21 protein-coding genes are annotated in these 25646 nt (G+C 43.2%); 2 read left to right on the top strand and 19 right to left on the bottom strand.

Translation table 11 applies throughout. The features are described from left to right. Positions 1-96 precede the first annotated feature (96 nt). Genes PAENI_RS22740 through PAENI_RS22725 form a run of 4 tightly spaced genes read right to left on the bottom strand, consistent with a single transcriptional unit; the run spans position 97 to position 5034 of the window. A complete protein-coding gene (locus tag PAENI_RS22740; protein WP_149646780.1) occupies positions 97-1137 on the bottom strand; it encodes an NAD(P)/FAD-dependent oxidoreductase in 1041 nt (346 codons plus the stop codon). Between the two features lie 42 nt (positions 1138-1179). Next, positions 1180-2895, bottom strand: a complete 1716-nt coding sequence (locus PAENI_RS22735; RefSeq protein WP_042190332.1) for an ABC transporter ATP-binding protein — start codon at positions 2893-2895, stop codon at positions 1180-1182. A 43-nt stretch (positions 2896-2938) separates the two neighbouring features. Further along, positions 2939-3973, bottom strand: coding sequence for a FecCD family ABC transporter permease (locus PAENI_RS22730; RefSeq protein ID WP_042194295.1), 1035 nt, complete (start codon positions 3971-3973; stop codon positions 2939-2941). 2 nt (positions 3974-3975) lie between these two features. Then, positions 3976-5034: a FecCD family ABC transporter permease gene (locus PAENI_RS22725; protein WP_042190334.1), complete on the bottom strand. Its 1059-nt coding sequence runs from the start codon at positions 5032-5034 to the stop codon at positions 3976-3978. A 213-nt stretch (positions 5035-5247) separates the two neighbouring features. Here PAENI_RS22725 and PAENI_RS22720 point away from each other — a divergent pair, with 213 nt between their 5' ends. Then, the gene (locus tag PAENI_RS22720; RefSeq protein ID WP_149646779.1) at positions 5248-6255 is read left to right on the top strand and encodes an ABC transporter substrate-binding protein; all 1008 of its coding nucleotides are present in this window, start codon (positions 5248-5250) and stop codon (positions 6253-6255) included. Positions 6256-6345: 90 nt separating this feature from the next. On the opposite strand, the gene PAENI_RS22715 is transcribed toward PAENI_RS22720, so the two are convergent. The 13 genes from PAENI_RS22715 to PAENI_RS22655 form a co-directional block, all read right to left on the bottom strand. Further along, positions 6346-6567, bottom strand: a complete 222-nt coding sequence (locus PAENI_RS22715) for a hypothetical protein (protein ID WP_042190339.1) — start codon at positions 6565-6567, stop codon at positions 6346-6348. Between the two features lie 20 nt (positions 6568-6587). After that, positions 6588-8576 carry an FtsX-like permease family protein gene (locus PAENI_RS22710; RefSeq protein ID WP_223178989.1) on the bottom strand — a complete coding sequence of 663 codons (1989 nt, stop codon included), beginning with the start codon at positions 8574-8576 and terminating at the stop codon, positions 6588-6590. Positions 8577-8580: 4 nt separating this feature from the next. Further along, entirely contained in the window at positions 8581-9348 is a 768-nt protein-coding gene (locus tag PAENI_RS22705; protein WP_149646777.1) for an ABC transporter ATP-binding protein, read from the bottom strand. Positions 9349-9484: 136 nt separating this feature from the next. Further along, on the bottom strand, positions 9485-10891 hold the full coding sequence (locus PAENI_RS22700; protein WP_149646776.1) for an MFS transporter: 1407 nt from the start codon (positions 10889-10891) through the stop codon (positions 9485-9487). Positions 10892-11082: 191 nt separating this feature from the next. Continuing rightward, the gene (locus PAENI_RS22695; RefSeq protein WP_042190346.1) at positions 11083-12087 is read right to left on the bottom strand and encodes a helix-turn-helix transcriptional regulator; all 1005 of its coding nucleotides are present in this window, start codon (positions 12085-12087) and stop codon (positions 11083-11085) included. Between the two features lie 192 nt (positions 12088-12279). Next, positions 12280-13365 carry a chemotaxis-specific protein-glutamate methyltransferase CheB gene (gene cheB / locus PAENI_RS22690; RefSeq protein ID WP_188114652.1) on the bottom strand — a complete coding sequence of 362 codons (1086 nt, stop codon included), beginning with the start codon at positions 13363-13365 and terminating at the stop codon, positions 12280-12282. A gap of 41 nt (positions 13366-13406) precedes the next feature. Further along, positions 13407-15005, bottom strand: a complete 1599-nt coding sequence (locus PAENI_RS22685) for a HAMP domain-containing methyl-accepting chemotaxis protein (protein WP_149646774.1) — start codon at positions 15003-15005, stop codon at positions 13407-13409. Between the two features lie 204 nt (positions 15006-15209). Further along, positions 15210-15872, bottom strand: coding sequence for a response regulator transcription factor (locus tag PAENI_RS22680; protein WP_076284516.1), 663 nt, complete (start codon positions 15870-15872; stop codon positions 15210-15212). Positions 15873-15912: 40 nt separating this feature from the next. Then, positions 15913-18846 carry a sensor histidine kinase gene (locus tag PAENI_RS22675; RefSeq protein WP_149646773.1) on the bottom strand — a complete coding sequence of 978 codons (2934 nt, stop codon included), beginning with the start codon at positions 18844-18846 and terminating at the stop codon, positions 15913-15915. 97 nt (positions 18847-18943) lie between these two features. Beyond that, positions 18944-19699 (bottom strand): RNA polymerase sporulation sigma factor SigF, encoded by a 756-nt coding sequence (gene sigF, locus PAENI_RS22670; protein WP_042129724.1) that lies wholly within the window; start codon positions 19697-19699, stop codon positions 18944-18946. 11 nt (positions 19700-19710) lie between these two features. After that, complete coding sequence (spoIIAB, locus tag PAENI_RS22665) at positions 19711-20166, bottom strand: anti-sigma F factor (RefSeq protein WP_042129726.1); 456 nt, start codon at positions 20164-20166, stop codon at positions 19711-19713. Then, on the bottom strand, positions 20163-20516 hold the full coding sequence (gene spoIIAA, locus PAENI_RS22660) for an anti-sigma F factor antagonist (RefSeq protein ID WP_042129729.1): 354 nt from the start codon (positions 20514-20516) through the stop codon (positions 20163-20165). Before spoIIAA ends, spoIIAB begins: the two co-directional genes overlap by 4 nt. A gap of 175 nt (positions 20517-20691) precedes the next feature. Continuing rightward, positions 20692-21828, bottom strand: coding sequence for a D-alanyl-D-alanine carboxypeptidase family protein (locus PAENI_RS22655; protein WP_262495723.1), 1137 nt, complete (start codon positions 21826-21828; stop codon positions 20692-20694). Positions 21829-22203: 375 nt separating this feature from the next. Here PAENI_RS22655 and PAENI_RS22650 point away from each other — a divergent pair, with 375 nt between their 5' ends. Next, the gene (locus PAENI_RS22650) at positions 22204-23217 is read left to right on the top strand and encodes a serine hydrolase domain-containing protein (RefSeq protein WP_149646772.1); all 1014 of its coding nucleotides are present in this window, start codon (positions 22204-22206) and stop codon (positions 23215-23217) included. Between the two features lie 103 nt (positions 23218-23320). On the opposite strand, the gene PAENI_RS22645 is transcribed toward PAENI_RS22650, so the two are convergent. Both PAENI_RS22645 and PAENI_RS22640 read right to left on the bottom strand, forming a co-directional pair. Further along, the gene (locus tag PAENI_RS22645) at positions 23321-24652 is read right to left on the bottom strand and encodes a pyrimidine-nucleoside phosphorylase (protein WP_042190358.1); all 1332 of its coding nucleotides are present in this window, start codon (positions 24650-24652) and stop codon (positions 23321-23323) included. 152 nt (positions 24653-24804) lie between these two features. Continuing rightward, a complete protein-coding gene (locus tag PAENI_RS22640) occupies positions 24805-25629 on the bottom strand; it encodes a purine-nucleoside phosphorylase (protein WP_076284512.1) in 825 nt (274 codons plus the stop codon). Between the last annotated feature and the right edge of the window lie 17 nt (positions 25630-25646).

Genomic DNA, 25646 nt, shown 5'->3' with positions numbered 1-25646 from the left:
AAGAAGGCGCATAAGGCTTCTCTCCGCTCGAAATGGATAAGAAGCCCTATACGCTCAACATTAAAATCAAACCTATTCCTTAAGAATTTACCGCTATTAATGGTCGTCAACGACACCAAGCGCCTTATTCTTCTCTTTGAACCGCTCATTGTGAGAAGAAACATATGCAGCCTTAGGTGCAGAGGGGTCCATATACAGTTTGGCGCTGTTCAGCGCAAGCACTGCATCGGTAAAGGTTCCGGCGATTAACCGGACCTTGCTGCTATAATCCACAAAGTCACCTGCTGCAAAAATACCCGGAAGATTCGTCTCCAGCTTTCCGCTCACATTCGCACACCACTCGCCCATATCAATGCCCCATTCCCGTAACGGACCAAAATCGCTTTTCAGGCCATGATTAACAATAACAGCATCTACCTCATACTGCTCACTCTCACCTGTTTCGATATGGCTAATCGTAACCTGATCAATGGTCTCACCATTACTGCTGTGTAATTGGCTTACTGCGTAGGGCACGCGAACATTAACTGAGGATTCCTTCATTCGCACAATATTTTTCTCATGACCACCAAACTGTTCACGACGGTGTACAATCGTTACACTTGCTGCGATGGACTCCAGTTCATTCGCCCAGTCTACTGCGGAGTCTCCTCCGCCGGAGATCAGTACTCTTTTACCACGGAATGGCTCTAGCTCCTGAACGGTATAATGAAGATTCGTCACCTCATAACGGTCCGCACCTTCAATTTCGAGCTTAGCCATTTGTAAAATTCCGTAACCAATAGCCAGGATGACCGTACGAGTCCAATGCTGCTCACCTGTAGCCGAGGTCAGAATATAAGTTCCATCTTCCAGACGCTCATGATGCGTGATCTGCTGTCCAAAAATAATCGTAGGGTCAAAGGTCTGTGCCTGTTGAGCAAGCTGATCTATCAATTGACGACATAGTACAGGTGTTACCCCACCTACATCCCAAATCATTTTCTCAGGATATACGAGCATTCTCCCCCCGAGCTCCTCCTTCGCTTCAATCAACTTCGTCTTGAGGTCTCTCATTCCACTATAAAAAGCTGTATACATCCCAGCAGGTCCGCCGCCAATAATCGTTACATCGTATAATTCCAGTTGATTGTTCATTATGTCCCTCCAAAAGTATATTCTATTGATGTCCTGAGCTACTTACGCCCCAAACTGAGCCTCATGTAGTCGGCTGTAAATTCCGGTAGTCTGTAACAGTTCTTCATGTCTGCCTTGTTCAGCGATACCACCTTCCGCAACGACAACAATACGGTCGGCATTCTTGATCGTTGCCAATCGATGAGCTATAACAAGCGTCGTACGACCTTGTGACAACTCCGCAAGTGCTTCCTGAATTGCGGACTCCGTCTCGGTATCCAACGCCGATGTGGCTTCGTCTAGAATGAGAATCGTTGGATTCTTCAGGAACATCCGGGCAATGGACAGCCGCTGCTTCTGACCTCCAGAGAGCTTAACGCCCCGCTCCCCGATCATAGTATCCAGCCCAGCAGGCTGGGATTTGATCAGCTCTTCCAGTTGGGCGCGCCGTGCTGCCTCCCAGATTTCTTCATCGGAGGCACCCAACCGCCCGTAAGCGATATTCTCACGGATGGTTCCGTCAAATAGAAATACATCTTGCTGTACAATCCCGATGTGTGAACGAAGAGATTCAAGCTTCATGGAACGAATATCAATTCCATCAATGCTAATGTTACCCTCACTTACATCATAGAAGCGAGGTAGTAAACTACAAAGCGTTGTCTTACCCGCACCAGATGGACCGACCAGAGCAACCGTCTCTCCTGCTTGAATCGATAGATTCACATTTTGGAGTACGTTCTCTTTATCGCTGTATGCGAAAGCCACATCATGGAAGGTTATATTCCCCTTAAGATCATGAACTGTCTTAGCGTCAATCGCATCATCAACATCCGGCTCCGTCTCCAGCAGTTCGAGATAACGTTTAAAACCTGCAATGCCTTTGGGATAGGTCTCAATGACCGAGTTAATCTGTTGTAATGGTCCTAAAAATACATTGGACAACATCACAAAAGCAATAAATTCACCGTAGGTCATTTGCTTCTGGATTACAAAATATGTTCCGCATACGAGAACAAATAACGAGACCAGTTTCATGAGAACAAAGCTAAAGGATGAATTCCAAGCCATAATTCGATAGGTCATCAGCTTTGTTATACGGAAGCGTTCGTTATTGACCGCAAAACGGGAAATTTCATGATTCTCATTAGCAAAAGCTTGCACAACGCGGATCCCGCTTACATTGTTCTCCACGCGTGCGTTATAGTCAGCAATGTCCGCGAACATGATGTGGAAGGCTTTAGACATTTTCCGGCTGAAGTACATGGATAAATAAATCATAAGCGGAACGATCACAAACGTCAGAATAGCTAATTGCCAATTGATACTGAGCATAATGCCGAACACACCGAGCAGCGTCATTACTGCTATAAAGAGATCCTCTGGCCCGTGGTGGGCAATCTCACCGATGTCCATCAAATCATTTGTCATCCGGGATACTAGATGGCCGGTCTTGTTGTTGTCAAAGAAATTGAAAGATAACTTCTGAACTCGGTCAAAAAGCTTTTTTCTCATATCCGATTCGATATTAATCCCCAGCTTATGCCCCCAGTAAGTGACGACAAAATGCATAAAGGCACTGACAATATATATCCCCAGCAAGCCGAGGCATGAATAGAGTATCCATCTCCAATTGCCGCTTGGCAGCAGATCATCTACTACCCGGTTAACGGCTAACGGAAAGACCAGTTCAAGTAGTGCAGCAGCAATAGCACAAGAAAAATCAAGAATAAACAATCCCTTATAGGGCCTATAGTAAGCAAAAAAACGACGCAACATGTTAATAATTCGCTCCTTCTGGTGAGAGATCAGCCTACTTTCATCAAGATTTCGTACGGGCTAACAAATACAAAAAGTATGGTGCTCCAATTACAGCTACAACGATACCCGTAGGAATCTCAGACGGTTGAAGGATCCAGCGTCCAATGGTATCCGCTGTAATAACGAGTAGTGACCCAAGCAGTGCCGAAGTTGGAAGCATGAGTTGATGCTTCGGCCCAACTAACCGTCTCGCCAAATGGGGTCCGACCAATCCCACAAAACCAATTCCACCGCTGACAGCGACACTCGCCGCTGCTAATCCTACCGCAGCCGCAAGAAGCCGAAATTGTTCCTTCGTTACTGCAGCACCAAGTCCCACAGCGGTCTGCTCCCCTAGATTCAGTACGTTCATCACCCTTGCCTTATAGATGACATAAGGCACCAGAATAAGAATCCACGGTAGGAGTGAAAGTACAAACTTCCAGCTTGTTCCCCAAATGCTGCCTGCTAGCCAAGTAGCGACGAATTGGTATTTTTCTGGATCAAGCCTTAGCGTAAGCACGATCATAGCTGCACTCATCCCAGCTGCGACAGCTACACCAGTCAACAGTAGACGCATAGGCGATATTCCTTGGTGCCGTTTATAAGCTAGAGCATAGATTAAGGCAGCTGTAAGCCCCGCGCCGACGAACGCTACCATTGGCAGCAGATACACTGGAGCCGCGGTTGCCGTAGGGTAAAAAGAGATTAACAGCATAACCATAATTCCTGCACCAGCATTAATCCCTAAGATACCAGGGTCCGCTAACGCATTACGAAAGACGCCCTGCATCACAGCACCGGATACAGCCAGACCTGCCCCAATTAGAACGGAAATCACAATACGTGGCAGCCGAAACTGAAACAAGATTAACTCCTGCTTGTCGGTTCCTTTACCGAACAATGTATTAATCAACTCCATAGGAGTCAAACGTATGTAACCTGTATTCATACTAATAATAAAAGCAATCACAATTAGTACAGCCAACGAAATCATGATAATTAAGCCCCGTTTGTTTTTGGCGGCTTCGAAGGAACCGAATGTCGTCTTTTCCATCATTACAGCTCCCTCCTTTCTTTACGTGCAAGATAAAGGAAGAATGGTACACCAATCAGTGCAATAATAGCGCCAAGTGGCGTTTCATTAGGTGGATTAATCATCCGCGCAGTTAAATCTGCAAATACAGCAAGTAGACTGCCGAGGATCGCTGAACAAGGAATAATCCATCTGTAATCGACACCCACAAAAAATCGTGTCAAATGCGGAATAATCAGTCCAATGAAACCAACTGCACCAACTACGGCAACCGATGATCCAGCCAAAATCAATACGATTAATGCACCTGCCAACTTCACAAGCCCTGTACGCTGACCTAGACCTTTCGCAACATCGTCACCTAAACTGAGCATCGTGATCGATCGAGAGATTACCATTGCACCAATTAAAGCGGCCCCAATCCAAGGGAACATGATTTTGAGTTGGATCCATTTCGTTCCAGCCACGCCTCCCGCGTACCAGAAGGCTAAATCTTGACCGATGTGAAAATATAAAGCTACCCCTTCACTCAGCGCCGACAAAAGAGCACTAAAAGCAGCACCGGCCAGCACCAAACGAGCAGGAGTTAATCCTCCCTTAGCAAGTGATCCTATTCCGTATACGACGCCCGCACCTACGCCTGCACCCACGAAAGAATATAGAATCAAATACATAAACGATAAATTTGGAAAAAAAGCAAAACATAATGCGAGGGCAAATCCTGCGCCTGAGTTGATACCCATCAGACCTGAATCAGCCAATGGATTTCGCGTCATCCCTTGCATAATGGCACCTGCAACTGCAAAGCTAGCCCCTATCATTGCTCCGCCAAGTACACGAGGTAATCTTAATTCTCTAATAATCTGATGATCCATGATCTCCGGATCAAAGTGAAACACAGCTGACCATACCACAGACAGCTTAATATCTGCTGCACCGAAGGAGACGGAAACAGCGATTCCTAATAATAATAGCGCCAGACCGCCGACCAAGATTAATGTTGCCGCCCAAGGACGCGAACGAAATTCTCGTTTAACTACTCCTTTATCGGCTCCTATCCTGGTAGTTATCTGTTGATTCATGAATGCCACCCTATTTCTATGAAATTGATTCTCATTATCATTAGACTATTGTAAATTACATTTCCTAGGTTTGGCAATAGATAGATTTAATTGGTACCATTTAATTTATTGCATTGACAGAAATTCTAAGCTTTGATACAGTTCAAATTGATAATAATGATGATAATGATTCTCATTATTATCATTTGGTACATATACTTAGGGAGGTTTACCATGCTAAAAAGAAAGACCCTTTTCCCCATCCTGACACTCGTAATGTTATTGTCTGTATTTGTGACGGCTTGCGGGGGAAACAACAATGCTTCATCTAATACACCAACAGCGACAACTGAAGCAACAACAGCCCCGAGTGCAGAGGCAACAGCTGTTCCTGATGCTTCCGCTGCCGAAATGCGCAGCTATGAAACTACTAAAGGTACTGTTCAAATCCCAGTTAAACCTCAGCGGATCGTCACAGATTATTATGGTGGGGAATTACTCTCCGTTGGAGCTAACGTCATAGGCGTTGAACCTAGTACTTTTGATAACCCCTTCTTGAAAGACCTGCTCAAAAACACACAAGATGTTGGTGCTCCAGTCAACGCTGAGAAAGCACTAGAACTTGCACCTGATCTAATTGTAGTTATGTACGATGACAACTATGATGCTTTATCCAAAATCGCTCCAACCATTCATATTCCATACGGAACTGCTACGAACATCTATGAAACCGTAAAACTGTTTGGAGATATTGTAGGAGCACCTGATAAAGCTGAGCAATTCATTGCTGACTTTGAGAAAAAGGCTGCTGAAGGCCGCGAAAAGCTTAAAGGTGTCGTGAATGAAAATGATACATTCGGAATTTATGAGCTGACTGACAAAGGTGAGCTATGGACCTTCGGAAACAATGCGGGCCGTGGTGGACAAGCCCTCTATAATGCACTTAAGCTGAAAATGCCTACTAAGAACAGCAATGACAACCAAACACTGCAGCTATCCATGGAGCTGTTGCCAGAATATGCAGCGGACTACATGTTCCTAACTACTTATGATCCTGATAAAAAAGGTGATAAGCTGAAAGAGCTGAAGGAATCACCCGTTTGGAACGGACTTGCTGCTGCGAAGAACGACCATCTGTTCTACAACGATTTTGATACTTTCTATCGCTATGATCCTATTGCCATTACCGCACAAATTGATCTGTTCGTTGATATGATTCTTGAGCGCAACGGTAAGAAATAAGAATAGACACATAAAGAAACACCCCACTTATTAGGCATCGCCTAAGTGGGGTGTTTTGGTTATACATAAGAAGTTTCTATTAAATTTATATCATCTAGTATATTCATTATACTCATCAGTGTTATTTAATTTTTTGTACATATACTCATCATTTTTAAGCTTATAGAGCTGCCCCATCCCCGCAAATACGAAAAACAGCACCAAAATTAATCCATACGCATAGGTGAATTCACCAATATAAAAGCAAGTGACTATCGCAACAAGGGTCAAGATCATTAATGCGACTGCAATTCTGGAAAAAATCTTTTTCAAATGGAATCCCCCCTACGTTTTTATTTGTTAATATTATCATAATTGGAATTAAATTCACATCTTGTATTATTCGTTGTAGGAACATCAAGCAGTTCGATATGAGCCAGCATATTGCGAGTGTATATTTTGGTGTATATACGATAAAAGAGGACTTGTAATAAAAGATACGCTCCGCCTACCAACAAACAAAACCACATCGGCTCCAGAGCTGTAGACATTTCAACCCTGGAAGAACTAACAACATAAAAAGAAGACAATGCAATGCCTAATGCATACGGGAGAAAAAACAGCACTTTTAAGGGGCCGCCTATAATGCGAGCCACGTCCTTAGAAGTAATTCCAATCTTGTTCAGCTTCCTGAATTTGATCCTTTCACGCTCTAAATCGGTCTGAATACTGAAATGAAGCACTATCCCGGAGGCGCCGAAAAATATTAAACCAACAAATGAAATTACGAAGATTCCAAATCGGCCAGACTCCTGTAACTGTAGATAGTCACTTATTCTAGACTTCGTAGAGAATACGAGGGCCTCTTGCCGCTCATTGCCATACCAGGACTCTGTATTGTCTTTGTTATATTTGGCTAAAGCGGCATTTAACTTAGCATCTATATCCGCAGTTTTTTTCCAATCCTTAAAATTCAGGAGCTGAAGGTTACCGATCGCTTTTTTATTTTCCGCTTTCAGCGCCATATAATCCTCTTCGTTAACAATGACATGAAGACCATTCATAAGATTCGGCACAGGGTTAAATAGCATTTTAAATATAAGTCCTTGTGAGTACAACGTATGATTCCCGGAAGAAAGCTTCATTTCGAAGGTGGGCATCTCTGGTCTTTGATTCTTCCATTCTTCTCCTCGAGCAACTAAGGCAAGATTAAGAAAGTGATCTTTCTCCACATGATAATCAGTGCCGATTAATGCATTTATATTCTGGTCCAGAAATATTTTGAAATTAAACAAGTCGATATACTCCAGCTTTTGGTGTGAAAGCAGCGGCGTGGCGCCATGATCCGTGATCTCGCTTAGTATTTTTGGTGAGATACTATTTTTTCCGAATACTTCTGAATAGGCAATATCATATGGATTGTTTGCAACAGGAATATCCTCAGCATTCCAGGTCAAATAAAAAATAATACCGCTTAGAGAAATTGTTATGAAGACGAGGAAGGTGATAAGAGAAAGCACTATTTTGGAGCGACCAAGGGTATAGATCAAATTGGAACTAAACAGCAGGTGCTTGTGATAGGTTCTGCTTGATCGCGATATAAAAAGTTTCATCCAGTCCCCAAGTCCTGACAGCAGCAAATAGACACCCACCATACTTACTCCCAGATTGATTAACATCATACGGGCATCATCAGGACTGTAATGAGTAATCATATCATAAACGGAGATCGCCAGTAGTACGACTCCGATGATCCCTGTGATTTTACCATGAAGAAGGCTACGTTCTGCGGTTCTGGATTCTTTTAGAAGGCGTACAATGTTGTATCTCAGCGTTAATATTAATTGGGTTCCAATCACAGCTATGTAAATAATCCCGAAGAATTTAATGGTATACAGATAACTTTCCAGCGTAAGTGAAAAAGAACTGCCCCCTATATTAACAAACAACGAGATGATGATGAAGAAAAGACCGGAGAAGACCGACCCTGCACCTAAACCCGTGAGAATCGAAGCTAATGCGATCATGCTATTTTCTAACAAAATAATTTTACGGATATTGTGGCTCGTCATTCCAAGCACCATTAACAGCCCAAAGTCGCTTTTTCTAAATTTCAAAAAGGCCATTTGCGCATATACAATAAATAGAACAGCAAACACTCTCATAACCAAGAAAGGAGCATATAAATTACCAGACACCATTCCATTTACTTGATAGGGGTCATTAAAATCAGGGTTCGTGTACAGGGAGTAAAAGGCGAAAAAGACCATAATCGTAAAGCTGCTGCATAGGAAAAATAACAAATACCTTCTAAGGTTCGCCTTAAAAATCTGAATAGCCATTCTCCTAAAGGTCATCTTCTCCCCCTCCAATGAAGGCCAGATTCTCCAGAATCCTATCAAAAAATGCTCTCCGTTCATTATTATCCCTAGTAATCTCTAATAGAGCCTTCCCATCCTTGATAAAAAGTACGCGATTACAATAGCTGGCCGCAAAAGGATCATGTGTGACCATCACAATTGTTGCTCCTTTCAGAGCATTCAGTTTGGCGAAGGTCTTCATCACTATACTTGAGGATTTGGAATCCAAATTCCCCGTCGGCTCATCCGCAAAGATCACCTCCGGATCATTAATAATCGCTCTGCTAATCGCCGCTCGTTGTTGCTGTCCTCCTGAAACCATATACGGATATTTATCCTTCACCTCGCCCAGATCAAAGAGCAATAACGTCTCATCTGTCTTGGTATTGATGTCGTCTACCTCTTGGTCATCCAGAACCATGGGCACCATTATATTTTCCCGTAGGGTCAGGCTATCCAGCAGATTGTAATCTTGAAAAACGAACCCCATTCGCTGCCGGCGAAACAGTGCAAGCTCATTCTTAGACATCTCGCTTATACTAGTCTCTGCAATCCGGACTACCCCACTATATTCCGTGTCGATCCCGCTAAGGATGTTTAGCAGCGTCGTTTTACCACTCCCCGAAGGCCCCATAATCGCAACAAGTTCTCCGCTATCCACACTCAGGCTTATGCCGTTTAGCGCCCGAAACACATTCATTTTGCCCTTGCCTTTATATTCTTTTGAGAGATTCTCTACCTCTAGAATAGGCATGCTCGCACCGTCCCCTTCATTGATTGGCGGATTAACATTAAATGGAATTATGTTATTCCTGTAAATACTATAAAACTAAGTGAAGAGAACGGTTGTTAGATTGCTCACAGAACAAGAAAACTTAATTCCTCCTCTATCATTTCCGCTCTCGCAAGAAACAAAGACAAACAAAACCAGTAAAAGCAAGTCCTCCGATAGCTGCCAGTGAGAAGGAAAACGCCCTTACATAATTCGATAAATCTGCTTCCAAAAGAGAATGTTTCAACGAAGTGGAGAACAAAATACCGATTACAGCTACCCCTAACGAGTTTGCTAAATACATAAATGTAGTGATCAGACCTGATCCTGTACCCGTAATCCTTGCTGGTACTGAACTGAGCGTGACGTTGACTAATGGTGTAGTAGCCATGCCGAGACCGAAGCCATATATCAATAATATTAAAATATTTCGTGCGCCCAGCAGATGCGTCGCATCCACATTTAGCTCCCATATAAGCAATAAACTAGAGCATCCCATCATCAGTGCACCTATTTTAAGTACACTCATCCTCCATCTTCTGACCATTCGAGACGAGATCAGGGAAGTCAGAAAAAAACCTATACCTATAGCCAAAAAAACCAAACTTGTATCTTGAACATTATAGTGCAAGCCAAATTGCATATAGTAGCTTAAAACAAAAAAGAAGGAGAACATGCCTAGATAAAGGACAAGCACGGTCGCCAGACCTACACTAAATGTTCTATGTCTGAAAATAGACAGATCGACTAATGGACAATTCCCCTGCTTTCCTTTCCGATTTTCAACCCAGATAAAAGTAAACAACATTAATAAAGCTATAATTAGACAGCCTGAGATCCACAAGGGCCACCCTTGTTTTTGTCCCTCAGATAACGGATAGATCAGCAGAAACAAACCGATCAGCAGTAAGAAGCTTCCCGTCCAATCAATACTGTGCGTCTGCTCGGCTCGTGTTTCAGGAACAATCGGCATTAACAGCAAGACGAGAAGTCCGAAAGGCACATTGAAAAAAAATACCGTCCGCCAACCGAGATCGAACGGATTCCAATTCACAATAGTGCCTCCGAGAATGAATCCGAAAGCGAATCCAATGCCAATCATTGCACCATAAATACCGAAAACAAGCCCTTTTTCCTTTGGCAGAAAGCTGACCTGAAGTGTAGACAAAACCTGAGGCTGGATAAGCGCAGCTGCCATACCTTGTACGATGCGAATAACAATCAGAAATGTCGGATCTGAGGTCAAACCACCCAACACTGCCATAATCGTAAATCCACTCACTCCGATAATCAGCATTCGTTTTCTGCCGTATATATCCCCAAGCTTACCACTAATGATCAACGCCACAGCTAATCCTAGCGAAAATCCGGTGACGATAAGCTGTGCTTCAGAGAAGCTCGCATTCAAGCGATGTTGCATTAATGGAAGGGCGACTTGAATCATATAAGTATTCAATGAAATGAGTAATGTTGGAAGTAGAATAACCCATAGCGCATACCAACGTCGCGAATCAACTTCTTGCATTGTATGACCACCTCTTCATGAAATCTATGATAATGATTATCAATTATAATAGTCTTTTTCTCTACCTGTTAAGGGAGGTTTACTCCTTGATAAGGGAGCAAACACAAAAAAACCTCAAACAGGCAGAATATAGTGTTCGATTCCGAACCCTATGTTCTACTGCATGAAGCCATCTGTAAGTACAAATCCTTCTAGATCCTATTTCGCTCCAAAGTCTGTTGTTCGATACGTTTTAAGTACTCGCTTGGATTGCAGCCGTAGTGCTTACGGAAGGTTGTCGTGAAATTGCTGACATTACTATATCCGACCGAAACGGCTGTTTTTCCTATATTCAAACCTTCTACCTCCATGTACCAAAGTGCCTTCTCCATCCGCTTTATACGAACAAGCTCGAAGATCGTCATGCCAAATAACTCACGGAAACCCTTTTTTAACTTGAATTCATTGATGCCTACCCGCTTGGCTAACTCACGTATGGACAGCGGTTGTTCGAAATGGATTTGCACCAACTCATGTACCCGCTTTAGATTTATAATATCATCAGGCCGGAACGTCATACTCCCGCTCATAGAGCCGTAACCATCGGACTCCCCAAATAAAGCGATAAATTCAAGCGCTTTGCTCTCCATATATAATCGTCTCAATGTTCCATGATAAGTACAATGGATCATTTCAAAGACACATTTTCGAATCGCCGCAGTGTCAGGATAACGGTCAATATTTCCACGATGATGTTTAAGCCAGGTCTCCATCTGTTGTTTCTCCGCTAGATCTCCGGCATAATACAGCAGTTCGCTAGGAGCTAGCCGTATTTCTAACAATTGATTGGAGACACCAGCTTTTTTCTCTTCATACACCTGAACATCCTCTAAAAAAAGAACATTGCCTGTTTGTTTCTCCGTGTGACTTTCCTTGCCGTTCCATTCGCAATAGATTTCTCCACTCACGTTATAGCTTAGTTCGAATAACGGACAAGCTTCCTGAATGTAGAGCTTCATATCTTGTTCGTAAGTTATATCCGTATACATGATCTCCATACCTGGACGAATCCGCGTACGTGTAATGCTTCCCTGACCGATATGCGAGGGTATGGTAAGACGTTGTTCCCACTGGTTGTGCTCAACATGCCCTTCTATCCGCTCTGTAAATTGTTCAAAAAGATCATGAATCTCCAAATTCAATATTTTTAAAGCCATCGAAAGCCTCTCCTTCTTCGCCAATACAATTAAAGCCATTCACAACTCAAATGATAATCGTTATCATTTGGAGGTGTCAACATGGAATAAATCTATAGGAATTTTATCCCCACTTGGGATGAAACCCTAGGTTTACATAAAAAAGCGTTGGTGGATTTTCCTCCTACCAACGCCTATGGTAATGATTATTCATCAAATTTGTTCGTCCAACATCCCCGTAACCTCCATAATCTTCGAGGCTAACAAAAATGAAGGAACTTCATAATCCACGCACTTGAGCTCAACCGCCGCTTCAGGCATTTCATTTACAATCGAAGTCTCTTGCGACTCTACAAGGGTAGATTGGGCGCCAGCTTGTTTGGCAATCAGCATGCCTCTCGCGCCATCGTTTCCCCTTCCGGTCATTAGAATCAAATGCTGCTTCAGACTTTTCAGTCCAGAAATCGATTCGAACAATACATCAACGGATGGACGGTATCCGTTCACTGGAGCTTTCTTGTGAAGTTTGATTCTACATACTTGCCCTTGCTGAACTACGGTCATATGACAATTACCAGGTGCGATATATGCCGTTCCGCCATGTACCAATTGATCATCTTTCGCCTCAACCACCCGTACACTTGAGAATCGATTCAATCGTTCTGCTAATACTTTCGTATACTTGGGTGGCATATGCTGAACGATTAATAAAGGATATGGGAAGTTTGCCGGGAGCGAGCTAATTACGATTTCAAGCGCCTTCGGACCACCAACTCCACATCCTATGGCTACGATTTGATCGAATTCTTCCGTACATCCGTTCTTAGAATTGTCTTCTGCCTGTAGTCCTATCATCACTTTCGAAACAGTAATATTGTTAAGGATAAGGGTTCTCAAAGGAATTTGAGCAGCTTGTTTAATTTTGAATATTAGCTCGTCTTTTATTTGGGATAAATCAGGTCCATGGAATTGAGTGGGCTTGGATATAAAATCTACAGCTCCGTTCTGTAGACCTGTGATAGTTGCTGTTATTCCATCCTTTGATCCCGAGCTTAGGATAAGGATAGGGGTTGGACGTTGCGACATAATACTAGAGAGCGCTACTAAACTATTCAATTCTGGCACTTCTATATCAATCGTCACGACATCAGGCTTGAATTCTTGAACCATACTAACCGCTTCGGATGCATTTCGAGCTGCTCCAATGACCTCGATAATTGAATCCTCCGCAATAAGGTTCGAGATCTGTTTACGCATCATTACTGAAGTAGCTACAACGAGCACCTTTAACTTTTGCACTACTTCTCCTCTCCTATCAATGATGATCCCCATGACACGGTTTATTTAACTTTAAAAATAGATACGAGTGCATTTAGTTCCTCCGCAAGCTGTGCTAATGCATTAGCCGTTGTTGCCGTTTCACTACTGCTTGCCGCCATTTCTTCCGTTGCTGCCGATATGCTCTCGATCGAGTACAACACCTCTGATGACTGCGCGGCCTGTTCCTCACTGGCAGCAGCGATTTCTGTTACTTTATGAGCGGTATCGTTCACCATAGAGAGAATATGATCAAAGGCTTCCCCATTTTTTTGTGAAAAAGCTACGCCATCGACTACAGCCTTCACGCTATGCTGCGTATTCTTCTGCATTTCTTTAATAATGTCCGTGACTTGCTTAGTAGCCTCACTGCTCCGCTCTGCTAGCTTTCTTACTTCATTTGCTACAACAGCAAAGCCTCGGCCCTGTTCACCTGCACGAGCCGCTTCTATAGCTGCGTTAAGAGCCAGCAGATTGGTCTGTTTTGCAATATCATCAATGACCGCAATGATCTCGCCAATTTTATCTGAGCCTTCTTCTAGTCTAGACATTTGGTTGTTAAGTAACGTCATCCCTTGAATGGAGTCAGTAACCACCGCACCTCCATCCTGAGCAATACGCATCGTATGATCTGACAGTTCTGAGGCTTGCTCTGCACTCTGAGCTACTGAATTAATCGCTTCAGACAATTCTCGGAACAACTCATTCATCGTTTGCGCTGCAGTGGCTTGACTCATACTGCCGCTAGCTACTTCCTCAGTACTTGCTGATATTTGCTGTGCTGCCGCCGAGACACTTTCCGCAGAGGACAAAATCCCCCCCACAGTATGCCTTAAGTTCAGAACCATTTCATTCACAGAATTCGCAAGTTTTCCGATCTCATCCTTAGAATTTAGATTCGAAGTTTCGCTTAAGTCTCCATTGGCTACTTTACCTAGCAGGCGCATCACTTGATTAAGAGGCCGTGCTATAATTTGCGAGATTAGATAGCCAAAACCCACGCTGATTAAAAGTGCAATGATAGTAACACTAAAGGTAATCAACCGAGAGGATTGATATAATTCATTGGCGTTATCACTGGATTCCTGTGCCTGCTTCATATTGATGTCAATTAAACCTTGCAAGAAATCCGTCATCTCCGTAGTGGCCAGCTGTAAATCTCCTGTTAGCAAATAATTGGTATATTCTTCATTACTAATGATTTTCTTATCCAATTCAATTGCATGATCCACGCTGGTGGTATAGCGTTGCCAGATCTCAGGATAATCCTTCATTTTCTCTAATTCTTCTTCTCTCAATCTTGTCTTACTATATTTACTCATGATGTCTTCAATGCTTTGGACATTCTTATGTAATTTATCCCGATATTCTTTTTTCTTCACCTCGGTTTGGGCCATCGTATTTATATCCCGGATGTTTATTCTATTCGTTAAAAAAAGTTCATTCGCTTCACCGAGATAGGCAATCGGTGTTAAGCGATTTTTATACATATCCTCGATGGACTCATCCATCTTACTCAAATTACTTATTCCATAGAATCCTACAAAGCATAAAATGACTGATACCAACACAAATGCTGAGATTAGCTTCACTGCTGTTCTCAAATTATAAAACCATTTCATCCTTCTGCACCTCATTACGTTAGTCAATTTTTAGTAATTCTTAGGAACTATTTCATCATAAACGGTAAGAAGAATATGGTAACCGAAAATAAATAGCGTGATCACGCAAAATTATTGCGTACCTCCGCAATGACGCGCAAAACAAAAAATCCCGCCTCACTATCTAGTGATCGGGATTTCAATCTATAGGGTTGTTACGTATTTTCACAATGAATTAGTAAAATCTGATTCCTTCAATATTCCGAGCCGTTTAGCTTTTATAGCCGCTTCAATTCTAGATTTCACATTTAGCTTTTGGAACAAATTCGTTAAACTATATTCTAGTGACCGCTGACTCATAAGCACAATCTCCGCTATTTCCTTATTACTTTTTCCTTTTGCGATTTCCGTCAGCATTTCATGTTCCCTTTTGCTAATCATGGAGGTTGCTTGTTCATCATTGATTTCTAATCCTTTAGGCGGTACTTTTCTTAACTGCTTGACTAAGGTCCGCGGTAGAATGACTTCCCCTCTTAATGCACATCGTACCGCTGTAATCAACTGCTCTCTATTGGTTGTTTTTGAGATAAACCCAAAGATCCCCGATTCTATCATCAGGTTAAATTTGTTAGTAAATTCATATCCGGTGTAGATTAAGATAATCGCATCCGCGTTCATTGTTAATACTTGCTTCGCCAAATCAATCCCATTCACATCCGCGATATGAAGATCAAATAACATTACGTCAAAGGAATGACTACTCACCATTTCAAGCACTTCATCCGCTGAATTAGCTAGAGTAACCTTCATGTCTCCCTCTTGCTCTAATATCATTTTAGTCCCTTCCATAACAGATGGATGATCATCCACTAACAATATTTGAATCATGCCTATGACTACCCCTCTATCCAATTGTTATGCCGCATGATTAATCTGCAGGTATAGATATATTGACCGCTAATCCCTTTTTATCTGGCGATCGGAATACTATTGACCCATCCATACTTCGAACCCTTTCCTTCATCCCATAAATCCCCATACTTGTAAGTGAATCCTTACCAAATAAATTCATTCCGATTCCGTTATCTTTATAATCCAAATGAATATGATTGTCTTCACTAGCTAAGGTGATGTGGACTTCTGTCGCAAAAGAGTGCTTTGCTGCATTAGCTAAAAGCTCTTGCACAATACGGTACAGACCTATAAGCACTTCATCATCTAACTTATGCGTGAATCCTTCAGACTCGAAATAAATCTGATAGTTGGTACGTAGCTGCGTAAATTCAAACAACGTCTCCAGCGAGGAGATAAGACCTTCATTGATTAATGCAGGAGGTCGGAGCTCGTTACAAATAATCCGCAGTTGATAAATAACATCAAGTAAACCTTCTGAGATCTGTTCTAGTTGTTCTCTAAGTTCCCCATTAATGGATCTTTCACCCAAAAGAAAATCCAGCTTACGATACCAGATAATCTGTTCTTGGAGCGCTGAGTCATGTAAATCCTGAGCAAGCCGTTTTCGCTCATTCTCTGATAAATTAAACATAAAGCGAAGAAGCCATGTAGGCGCCACTTGCTTAGAAGCCGCTAGCTCAAGATCCTTCGTTAAATCTTCGATAAGCAAAAAATGATCAAAGAGAACACTGACATAACGGGTAATCGTCTCCAGCCACACACGAATAGAACTGATTTCTAGTAAAAGCGTCTTCTCGTTAATCGATAGCAAGTAGCTCTTTCCTCGGGACTCCCCGATCTTGAGTGAATACCCTTGCTCCGTCTCGATAATTTCACATAATTTATCATGGTTAGATTCAACTGCGATAAATTTCATATTTGTTATCTGCAGAGTTTCTCTGACTTCTCTAAGTAACCGCTGTTCCATATGACTAATCTTCATCACACCAAAAAGATCTTGGGAGAACTGATCGAGACTCGTTTGCAGGCGAAAATACCGTTCCTCACTCTCTCGAATAATCTGCTCTGTATGTTGTCTATCCTCATCTGCTTTTTTTCGATCACTAATATCCCTAAATATAGAGATACATGCGACTTTTCCTTTGTACAAAATGGAGCTAGCTGTTACCTCTACATCGATAATCGTCCCATCTGAACGTACGACCTTTTGTTCAATAGGAACTAAGATCTTATAGGGTTCTTTATAGATCTCACGCATGCGTTCTTTCGCCAGCGGCAGATACTCCGGATGTGCCCAATTGAAAATATTTTTACCGATCAATTGACTCTCATCGCTAACTCCAAATAATCCAAGACAAGAGAAATTTACATAAACAAACTTATAATCGCTATGCAGAACGACCGCTTCAGGCGACATCTTGATCAGCTGCTGATTGAATTCCTCGCTTTCCCTTAATTCTTGTTCCATTTGGACTCTCTTGGTAATGTCTCTTGCTACAATTACGATACTCATTACTTCTCCATCCTCACCTAGAACGGGAGTAGCAAGACATTCTAAATTTAAGATATAACCTTTTGTGTGAATAAAACGATTGTAAAACATCTTACTTGCTTTTGTCCGAAAAATATTTGTTATTTGTTCACGCAAGCTTTCTTGCTCATCTGGATCGATATACTCTAAGATGGTAGTGTCCTTGATTAAACCTACAGGAATACCGATTAGGGTCTCACAGGAGGGGGAGGCTACAATGAAATTTCCTTTCTGATCCAGAACCCCCATCATATCCTTCATGTTATTAATAATTAGTCTGTACTCTGCTTCTCGCTGTGCCAGCTTTTGTTCTACTTCTACTGTTGATGTTATATCTTTAGCGACAACAAAAGCACCCACAATACGACTATTCACATAAATTGGGATGTTTTTCATAGTCCAGTGGCTCACTGATCCATCCTTACGCGAAGAGGCCACAACATAATGCTGAGCAGATCCCCGTACTGTTCTTCCGAAATAATCCGACATCCTCGTTATATTTTCTACTCCAAATAGATTCATGATGGACAAGTTCTCTCCTACCATACTTAAAGCTTCTCCAGTAATTTGCTGTGCCGCAGAATTGATTGCCAAAATATTACCTTGCAGATTCACCTCACATACGACGTCTGAGTTATAGTCAAATAAGGATTTATAGCGCTGTTCACTTTTGAGTAAAGCCTCCTTCATTAACTTTCTTTCAGTGATATCTGCCAAGATCCCGTCTAGCCGAACTACCGCTTGGGATTCATCTAGACTGGGTATGATTCTGACCTGTAGCCATCGAGGCTCACCACTTGCGTGGATAATTCGATATTCACTAAGTTGTGGAATCCCTTGACCAACTGATGATATAATCTCTTGAATCAAGGGATTTTCTTCCTTATAAGCAATACGAAGCCAAAAATCATCCTCTTTCGCCTGCTCAACGGAATAACCGGTGATATTGAGTATGGCATCCGATATAAATAACACTTTCTTAGATACGTAATCGTAAGACCAAACCGCCACATCTAGATTAGAGAACATCTGTTGATACAAAGAAAATGTGCTCTCTAATTGAATCTGTGCCGTTTTTTGTTCAGTAATGTCCAGCATAATTCCATCTATTCGGCAGACCTTGTTCTCCTTATTTAGGATAGGCGTGCCGATATTTTGAACCCACTTCAGTCCTGCAGTAGGTAATTGCATCCGATACTCAAGATTACTGATATGACCAGCATTTAATCTTTCCATGTAGGCATCATATCGATCACGATCCACTACATTCACAAGTTCCCGTAAAAAACTAGGGCTGTGCGGTTTATTCTTACTTGTGCAACCAGCCCATTCCTCTAAAATTCTCGACATCGTCAACAGATTTTCTTCCATATCCATAGACCATGTGATCACATTCTCGTCACCGAGTGAATGCATATTGAGATCACCTCCACATAAAAAGCCCCCCCTTTTCGGGGCGGCTTTTTGTTCTAATTCGCTATTTTACAAGCGTCATTACATGAATAACTTTATCCTACTGAGCAATCTGCTCACGGATATTCTGCAATATTTTCTTCTCCAGCCGGGATACCTGCACTTGAGAGATCCCTAGACGACTGGCGACCTCCGACTGCGTTTGATCACGATAGTAGCGAAGATAGACAATCAGACGTTCACGTTCACTGAGGCCTCCGATAGCTTCATTTAATGCCAGCTTATCGAACCAACGCTCCTGTGATTCGTCAGCGATTTGATCAATCAGCGTGATCGGATCTCCATCATTCTCAAACACCGTCTCATGGATAGAGGTCGGTGGTTTATTGGCTTCTTGAGCGAATACCACTTCTTCGGGTGTAACCCCTAGCGCTTCCGCAACTTCACCAATCGTAGGCAGACGATCAAGCGTTTTAGACATTTCGTCCTTCATCTTACGAACTTTATTAGCCATTTCCTTAAGGGAACGACTGACCTTCAAGGTGCCATCGTCACGAAGGAAACGCTGAATCTCACCGATAATCATCGGCACCGCATAAGTGGAGAACTTGACCTCATAGCTGAGGTCAAATTTATCAACGGACTTCAGGAGTCCAATGCAACCGATCTGGAACAAATCGTCAGGCTCATACCCGCGGTTCATAAACCGCTGTACTACCGACCAGACCAGTCGGATATTACAGCTTACAAGCGTGTCACGGGCAAGACTATCTCCGGCCTGACTGAGCGCGATAAGACGTTTGACCTCCGCATCGTCCAAATAGGTCGGCGGAGCTTTTTTTGACTCTGCATCCATGGCTCCAACCCCTAATTGTATAAAGCTTTTTTCGAGACGATGGTTTTCTTCATTGAGATAGAAGTACCGTGTCCCGGTTCACTAGTGACTTCAAATTCATCCATGAAATTCTCCATAATAGTAAAGCCCATGCCCGACCGCTCCAGCTCCGGCTTAGAGGTATACAGCGGCTGTTGCGCCAGCTCCAAATCCTCAATGCCCCGTCCTTGATCCTCAATGGTTAGATGTACCGTTTCGTTGTCCAGCGATGCCGAAATGGTCACAATACCTTCCGGATCACTATCATACCCATGAATAATACAGTTGGTGACCGCTTCCGACACGACTGTCTTCAGATCATTCAGCTCGTCCATCGTAGGATCAAGCCGGGAAACGAACGCCGCTACGACTACACGTGCGAACGATTCGTTCTCCGAGCGTGCAGCGAACTGCACGTTCATGAAGTTACCAGCCTTACTATTTGTCATAACGCAACCTCCAAATCCGAGAGTGCAGTACTCTCGTCGTCATATAGGGGCATGATTTTGAACAGGCCTGACATTTCCAGCAGCCGCTTCACAGGTGCCGTTGCGTCACACACAACCATTTTTCCACCTTTACTGTGGATCAGTTTATACCTTCCCAGAATCACGCCTAGGCCTGAACTGTCCATAAACTGCAGATGCTTAAGACTAAGAACCAAATGCGATACCTGACCACGCATAATCGCTTCATCCATATCCATTCTTACAAAATCGGCTGCGTGATGATCCAACTCCCCTGATAAACGGACAATCAACACACCCCTGTGATGCTCCATCTCCACATGAGAATTCATGCTTGCCACTCTCCTCTTCGTTGCTTTGAAAACTGACCTTGAAAGACAGTACCTATTCCCTTCAAGGACAAGGTTTTCTACGCGGCAAATCAGGAATCCTGCCTCACGACAAAACTAGAAGAAAACCCCTATGAATCTACAGAGTACATGGGGGTAATCTACAAAAAAACTGTTTTTAATCTACGCCGAACATCGAGCCTGTTGTGCGCTTAAAGAGCTTCCACCAGCCTGCTTTCGGCACAGCTTCCCCTGCTTTTAATTCATATTCCTTAATCACTTGGGTTCCTTGGTAGACCACTAGCTTGCCCACAGATTGACCTTCAGCTACTGGAGCCTTCACGCTTTCCGGCAATACTAGTTCGTGGCGAATGCCTTCTTGAGTCACACCTTTTTTCAAAAGAACACTGTACGTCTCTTTGGCTGTTATCGGCAGCTCGGATTTTACGCCCTTTTCAATCTTTAGGGTGCCGATGGCATCCCCTTCTTTGTGGATCGTGTGTACTTTATATTGCGAGAACAGGTAATCGAACATGCCTGACACTTCACTATTGCGTGTCTTTGTGTTCGGCTCGCCTAGCACAACAGCGACAGCACGTAGGCCATCTCTTGCTGCTGTAGCGGACAGACAGAATTTTGCCTCAGCAGTATAACCAGTCTTCAAACCATCAGCACCAGTGTAGAAACGCACTAGCTTGTTCGTGTTCACCAACCAGAACGGTTTGGTTGAATCCTTACGTAAGTAATCCTGATAGGAACCGGTATATTTGATAATTTGATCATGCTTCAAAAGCTCACGACTGATGACCGCAATATCGTAAGCTGAGGAATAGTGATTGGCGGCTGGAAGACCGTTGCAGTTGGCAAAATGGGTATCTTTTAGATCCAGTTCCTCTGCACGTTTATTCATCAGATCGACAAAAGCACTCTCTGAACCAGCTATTTTCTCCGCCATCGCCACAGAAGCATCATTACCAGAAGCCATAGCGATACCTTTGAGCATATCGTCTACCGACATTTCTTCACCAGGCTCCAGAAAAATCTGCGATCCGCCCATAGAAGCCGCATATTCACTTGTTCGCACCTTATCAGTCAGCTGCAGCCTTCCTTCATCCAGCGCTTCCACCGTTAGTAACATCGTCATAATCTTCGTAATACTTGCGGGAGGCAGCTTATCATGGCTGTTCTTCTCATAAATAACAGTTCCGGTACCAGCGTCCATCAAAATAGCAGAACGTGCTCCCGGTGCGAGGTCTACAGCGGCAGCATTACTGCCAGAGTCCTTGGTTTTTTCTTCTGCATAAGCGCCTGACATAGGTCCTAGAACCGATACAGCGATACAGAGCACAAGCACAGCAAAACGCATTTTTCTCACAATGGTTCCCCTCCTGAACGTTAACCTTCATATCACAGGTACTGTGTTCCAGTTTCGTCAGAAAGGGTGAAAATTATTCCATTTTTAAGGAAATAACAACAATTATTTATCTCAAGAATTAAGGATGTCATCAATTAAAAAAAGCCCAGCAGCAGTTGCAGAGCATTTTTATTATAGGGGAGATTAAATAATATTTCAAATTTAAAGTATTTCCATTTTTTTAGCTCTCATTTTAGGACTTTTAAAGGTAAATCGTAGACTTTCACGAATGTTAACTAAGAACCTATACTGTCTTACAGAGGAGTGAATATACGAATGAACCCACTTGAAACTTATATTGAGACAGAAGCAAAACAGAACGATTTCTCAGGCGTAGTACTAGCAAAACAATATGATAAAAAAATCGCCAGCAGCTGTCACGGTTATGCCAATAAGTCGGATAAGCGCGAAAACAATATTCATACTCGGTTCGGGATCGCTTCCGGGTGTAAAATATTCACAGCAATTGCCGTCTGTCAACTGGTCGAAAGGGGATTGATTTCTTTCGAAAGCAGATTATCAGACTATCTGAAGAAGGTAGAGTTCCCTCTCTTTAGTTCTGAAATCACCATACATCAGTTACTTACGCATAGCTCTGGTATTCCAGATTATTTTGATGAAACAATCATGGATGACTTCGAAGAACTGTGGAAGACACAACCTATGTACACTTTACGGCAGCTGGAAGATTTTGTACCGATGTTTAGAAACCTCCCCATGATGTGGACCCCTGGGGAACGTTTCCACTACAACAATGCCGGATATATCGTGCTAGGTCTTCTGGTGGAGGAATTGAGTGGGATGTCCTTTTCCGATTATGTGGAGCTTCACATCTTTAAGCCTTGCGGAATGGAGCAATCCGGTTACTTTACGTTAGATGCCTTACCAGCCAACTGTGCACTAGGATACATAGAGGAAGAGAACGGTAGCTGGAGAAGCAACATCTATTCAATCCCGGTAAAAGGAGGCGCTGACGGTGGAGCTTTCGTAACCGCTCCCGACATGCAGTTATTCTGGAACGGGCTAATGAACCATACCCTTTTGAATCCAGTACTCACTTCATTGTTGCTTACTCCCCACATACATGTGAATGGTGAAGGCTATTATGGTTATGGTGTATGGATCACCCTCCGAGAAGAAAAAGTGTTCAAATACCACATTATGGGCTACGATCCCGGTGTTTCCTTCCGATCGGCTATCTATCCGGCTAGTGGAGAGACTGTAGTCGTATTATGTAATGCAAGCAGCGGGGCTTCTCAGATTTTCAATCTTATCGATAAGCATTTGTAGCTGCTTCGTCAAAAACGTAAAACAGCGAGCCTCCTATTAACGGAGGCTCGCTGTTTTACTGTCTATTTAAGTCTTTGTCATGACAATAATTACATTTCCTTGGCTAGTACCGTGTTACTCCATCCTTCGTAACAAGCGCGAACACCAATGGCAATGGTGGAACCGATTCAGAAGTAATACGGTAAGCTTCTAACACCTTACCCTCAGCTTCCTCTACTTTCTTATCACTGGCATCATTGATATGCAATACTGCAAGTGTATCCCCAATCTCTACAGCATCTCCAACTTTTTTAGAGAGTTGAATACCTACAGCCAAATCTATTACAGATTCCTTGGTTTCACGTCCTGCACCAAGCAGCATAGCAGCAATGCCGATTTCTTCTGCTTGAATCCCCTCAATGTAACCCTTAGTCTTCGCTTTCACTTCAATGAATCGTTTAGCAGCAGGGAGTTTCTCCGGATCATCGATTTGCGAAACATCTCCGCCTTGCGCACTCACGATCTGTTTGAATTTCTCCAGCGCTGTGCCATCTTCAATATGTGTCATCAGAATCGAACGAGCCTCCGCTTCATCCTTGGCTTTACCGCCAAGAACAAGCATCTGGCTGCCCAGAATAAGGCAGACTTCCTGCAAATCTTTAGGACCGTGACCCTTCAAGGTCTCGATTCCTTCCTTAATTTCCAGCGCATTTCCGATCCCGTAACCCAGTGGCTGATCCATATCACTGATGATCGCAACGGTATTACGACCCAAATGGGTGCCGATATCCACCATAGCCTGGGCAAGCGCAATAGAATCATCGAGCGTCTTCATAAAAGCACCGCTGCCGGTTTTGACATCCAGTACAATGGCGTCTGCACCCGCTGCAATCTTCTTGCTCATCACTGAACTTGCAATAAGAGGGATGGATTCAACAGTTGCTGTTACATCCCGAAGGGCATACAGCTTTTTGTCAGCGGGTGTAATGTTGCCCGACTGGCCGATCACGGCAGCTCCGATCTCCCCTACTTGATCAAAGAAACGCTCGCGATCCATCTCTATAGAAAAGCCAGTGATCGACTCCAGCTTATCAAGTGTACCTCCTGTATGCCCAAGTCCGCGGCCGGACATCTTCGCTACCGGTACTCCAGCAGAGGCTACCAACGGTGCAAGCACCACGGTGGTTTTATCTCCCACTCCACCTGTGGAGTGCTTATCAACCTTAATGCCTGCGATTGGGCTCAGATCCACTTGATCACCAGACATCGCCATTTCCATCGTTAGATCGCCGGTCTCCCGTGCGTTCATGCCTTGAAAATAAACCGCCATAGCCCAAGCGGAAAGTTGATAATCAGGAACTTCACCTTTACTATAGCCTTGAATTAGAAAGGATATTTCCTCACGGCTCAGCTCTCCACCGTCTCTTTTTTTCTGAATAATGTCGACAGCTCTCATTTTACACCTGCATTTCACGGACATTTGCGCGAGCAAATCCGATATATTTTGGTTTAGTTACATTAACTACCTGTTCATGCGTCAATGGCTTAAATTTAATCACTTGTGTCATAAATATGACCTCCCAGTAATTCAAAATGCAGTGCCCGAAATTACATTTTCGGAATAAAGCCTAAGACCAGTTTCAAGAAACGTTCACGCACACGTTCTGCAGTTTCCATCACCTCTTCATGATTGAGAGGTTGATCCAGGATTCCCGCGGCCATGTTAGTAATACAGGAGATGCCCAATACCTCGATACCTGCATGACGAGCAACAATGGTCTCCGATACAGTAGACATGCCCACAGCATCGGCACCTAGCGTACGAAGCATTACGATTTCAGCAGGCGTTTCGTAGCAAGGTCCCAATAGACCTGCATATACGCCTTCTTTGAACTCGAAATTCTGCTGAGCTGCCGTTTCCTTCGCTACTTGGATCAGGCGGCGACTGTAGGCGGTCGACATATCCGGGAAGCGCACACCAAGTGCAGGATCATTAGGTCCTATTAAAGGATTCCGTCCAGTCATATTAAGATGATCCGTAAGAAGCATAAGATCACCCGGCGTGAAATCAGTGTTCACTCCACCAGCTGCATTCGTTACTAGTAAACTGGCTATACCAAGCTCTTTCATAACCCGTACAGGAAATGCCGTTACCTCCGGTCCATAACCCTCATACATATGAAAGCGGCCCTTCATCATCACGACTCGGCGGCCTTCGATCATACCAATTAATAGCTCGCCCTCATGTCCTTCTACAGTAGAAACAGGAAAGTGAGGAATCTCATCATATGGAATACTTACTCCATCCGTAATAAGGTCTGCAAGCACACCGAGGCCTGAACCAAGGATCAATCCAATTTCCGGAGCCACCGGACATTTGTCTTTTATATAAATGGCTGCTTCTTGAATTTCTTTTTGAGTTAATGCGCTCATGGATGATCCTCCTTCAT

The sequence above is a fragment of the Paenibacillus sp. B2(2019) genome (genome assembly GCF_008370385.1).
Lineage (GTDB): Bacteria > Bacillota > Bacilli > Paenibacillales > Paenibacillaceae > Paenibacillus_AQ.
The sequence above is the reverse complement of the archived record's forward strand: the minus strand, read 5'-3'. Positions and strand labels throughout refer to the sequence as shown.

Coding starts and splice junctions, on each gene's coding strand:
- PAENI_RS22720 (WP_149646779.1), top strand. CDS start 5,248: ATGCTAAAAAGAAAGACCCTTTTCCCCATCCTGACACTCGTAATGTTA.
- PAENI_RS22645 (WP_042190358.1), bottom strand. CDS start 24,652: ATGAGAGCTGTCGACATTATTCAGAAAAAAAGAGACGGTGGAGAGCTG.
- PAENI_RS22710 (WP_223178989.1), bottom strand. CDS start 8,576: ATGGCTATTCAGATTTTTAAGGCGAACCTTAGAAGGTATTTGTTATTT.
- spoIIAB (WP_042129726.1), bottom strand. CDS start 20,166: ATGACAAATAGTAAGGCTGGTAACTTCATGAACGTGCAGTTCGCTGCA.
- PAENI_RS22735 (WP_042190332.1), bottom strand. CDS start 2,895: ATGTTGCGTCGTTTTTTTGCTTACTATAGGCCCTATAAGGGATTGTTT.
- PAENI_RS22675 (WP_149646773.1), bottom strand. CDS start 18,846: ATGCATTCACTCGGTGACGAGAATGTGATCACATGGTCTATGGATATG.
- PAENI_RS22655 (WP_262495723.1), bottom strand. CDS start 21,828: ATGTCAGGCGCTTATGCAGAAGAAAAAACCAAGGACTCTGGCAGTAAT.
- PAENI_RS22705 (WP_149646777.1), bottom strand. CDS start 9,348: ATGCCTATTCTAGAGGTAGAGAATCTCTCAAAAGAATATAAAGGCAAG.
- PAENI_RS22725 (WP_042190334.1), bottom strand. CDS start 5,034: ATGAATCAACAGATAACTACCAGGATAGGAGCCGATAAAGGAGTAGTT.
- PAENI_RS22640 (WP_076284512.1), bottom strand. CDS start 25,629: ATGAGCGCATTAACTCAAAAAGAAATTCAAGAAGCAGCCATTTATATA.
- sigF (WP_042129724.1), bottom strand. CDS start 19,699: ATGGATGCAGAGTCAAAAAAAGCTCCGCCGACCTATTTGGACGATGCG.
- PAENI_RS22680 (WP_076284516.1), bottom strand. CDS start 15,872: ATGATTCAAATATTGTTAGTGGATGATCATCCATCTGTTATGGAAGGG.
- PAENI_RS22685 (WP_149646774.1), bottom strand. CDS start 15,005: ATGAAATGGTTTTATAATTTGAGAACAGCAGTGAAGCTAATCTCAGCA.
- PAENI_RS22700 (WP_149646776.1), bottom strand. CDS start 10,891: ATGCAAGAAGTTGATTCGCGACGTTGGTATGCGCTATGGGTTATTCTA.
- PAENI_RS22740 (WP_149646780.1), bottom strand. CDS start 1,137: ATGAACAATCAACTGGAATTATACGATGTAACGATTATTGGCGGCGGA.
- PAENI_RS22695 (WP_042190346.1), bottom strand. CDS start 12,087: ATGGCTTTAAAAATATTGAATTTGGAGATTCATGATCTTTTTGAACAA.
- PAENI_RS22650 (WP_149646772.1), top strand. CDS start 22,204: ATGAACCCACTTGAAACTTATATTGAGACAGAAGCAAAACAGAACGAT.
- PAENI_RS22730 (WP_042194295.1), bottom strand. CDS start 3,973: ATGGAAAAGACGACATTCGGTTCCTTCGAAGCCGCCAAAAACAAACGG.
- spoIIAA (WP_042129729.1), bottom strand. CDS start 20,516: ATGAATTCTCATGTGGAGATGGAGCATCACAGGGGTGTGTTGATTGTC.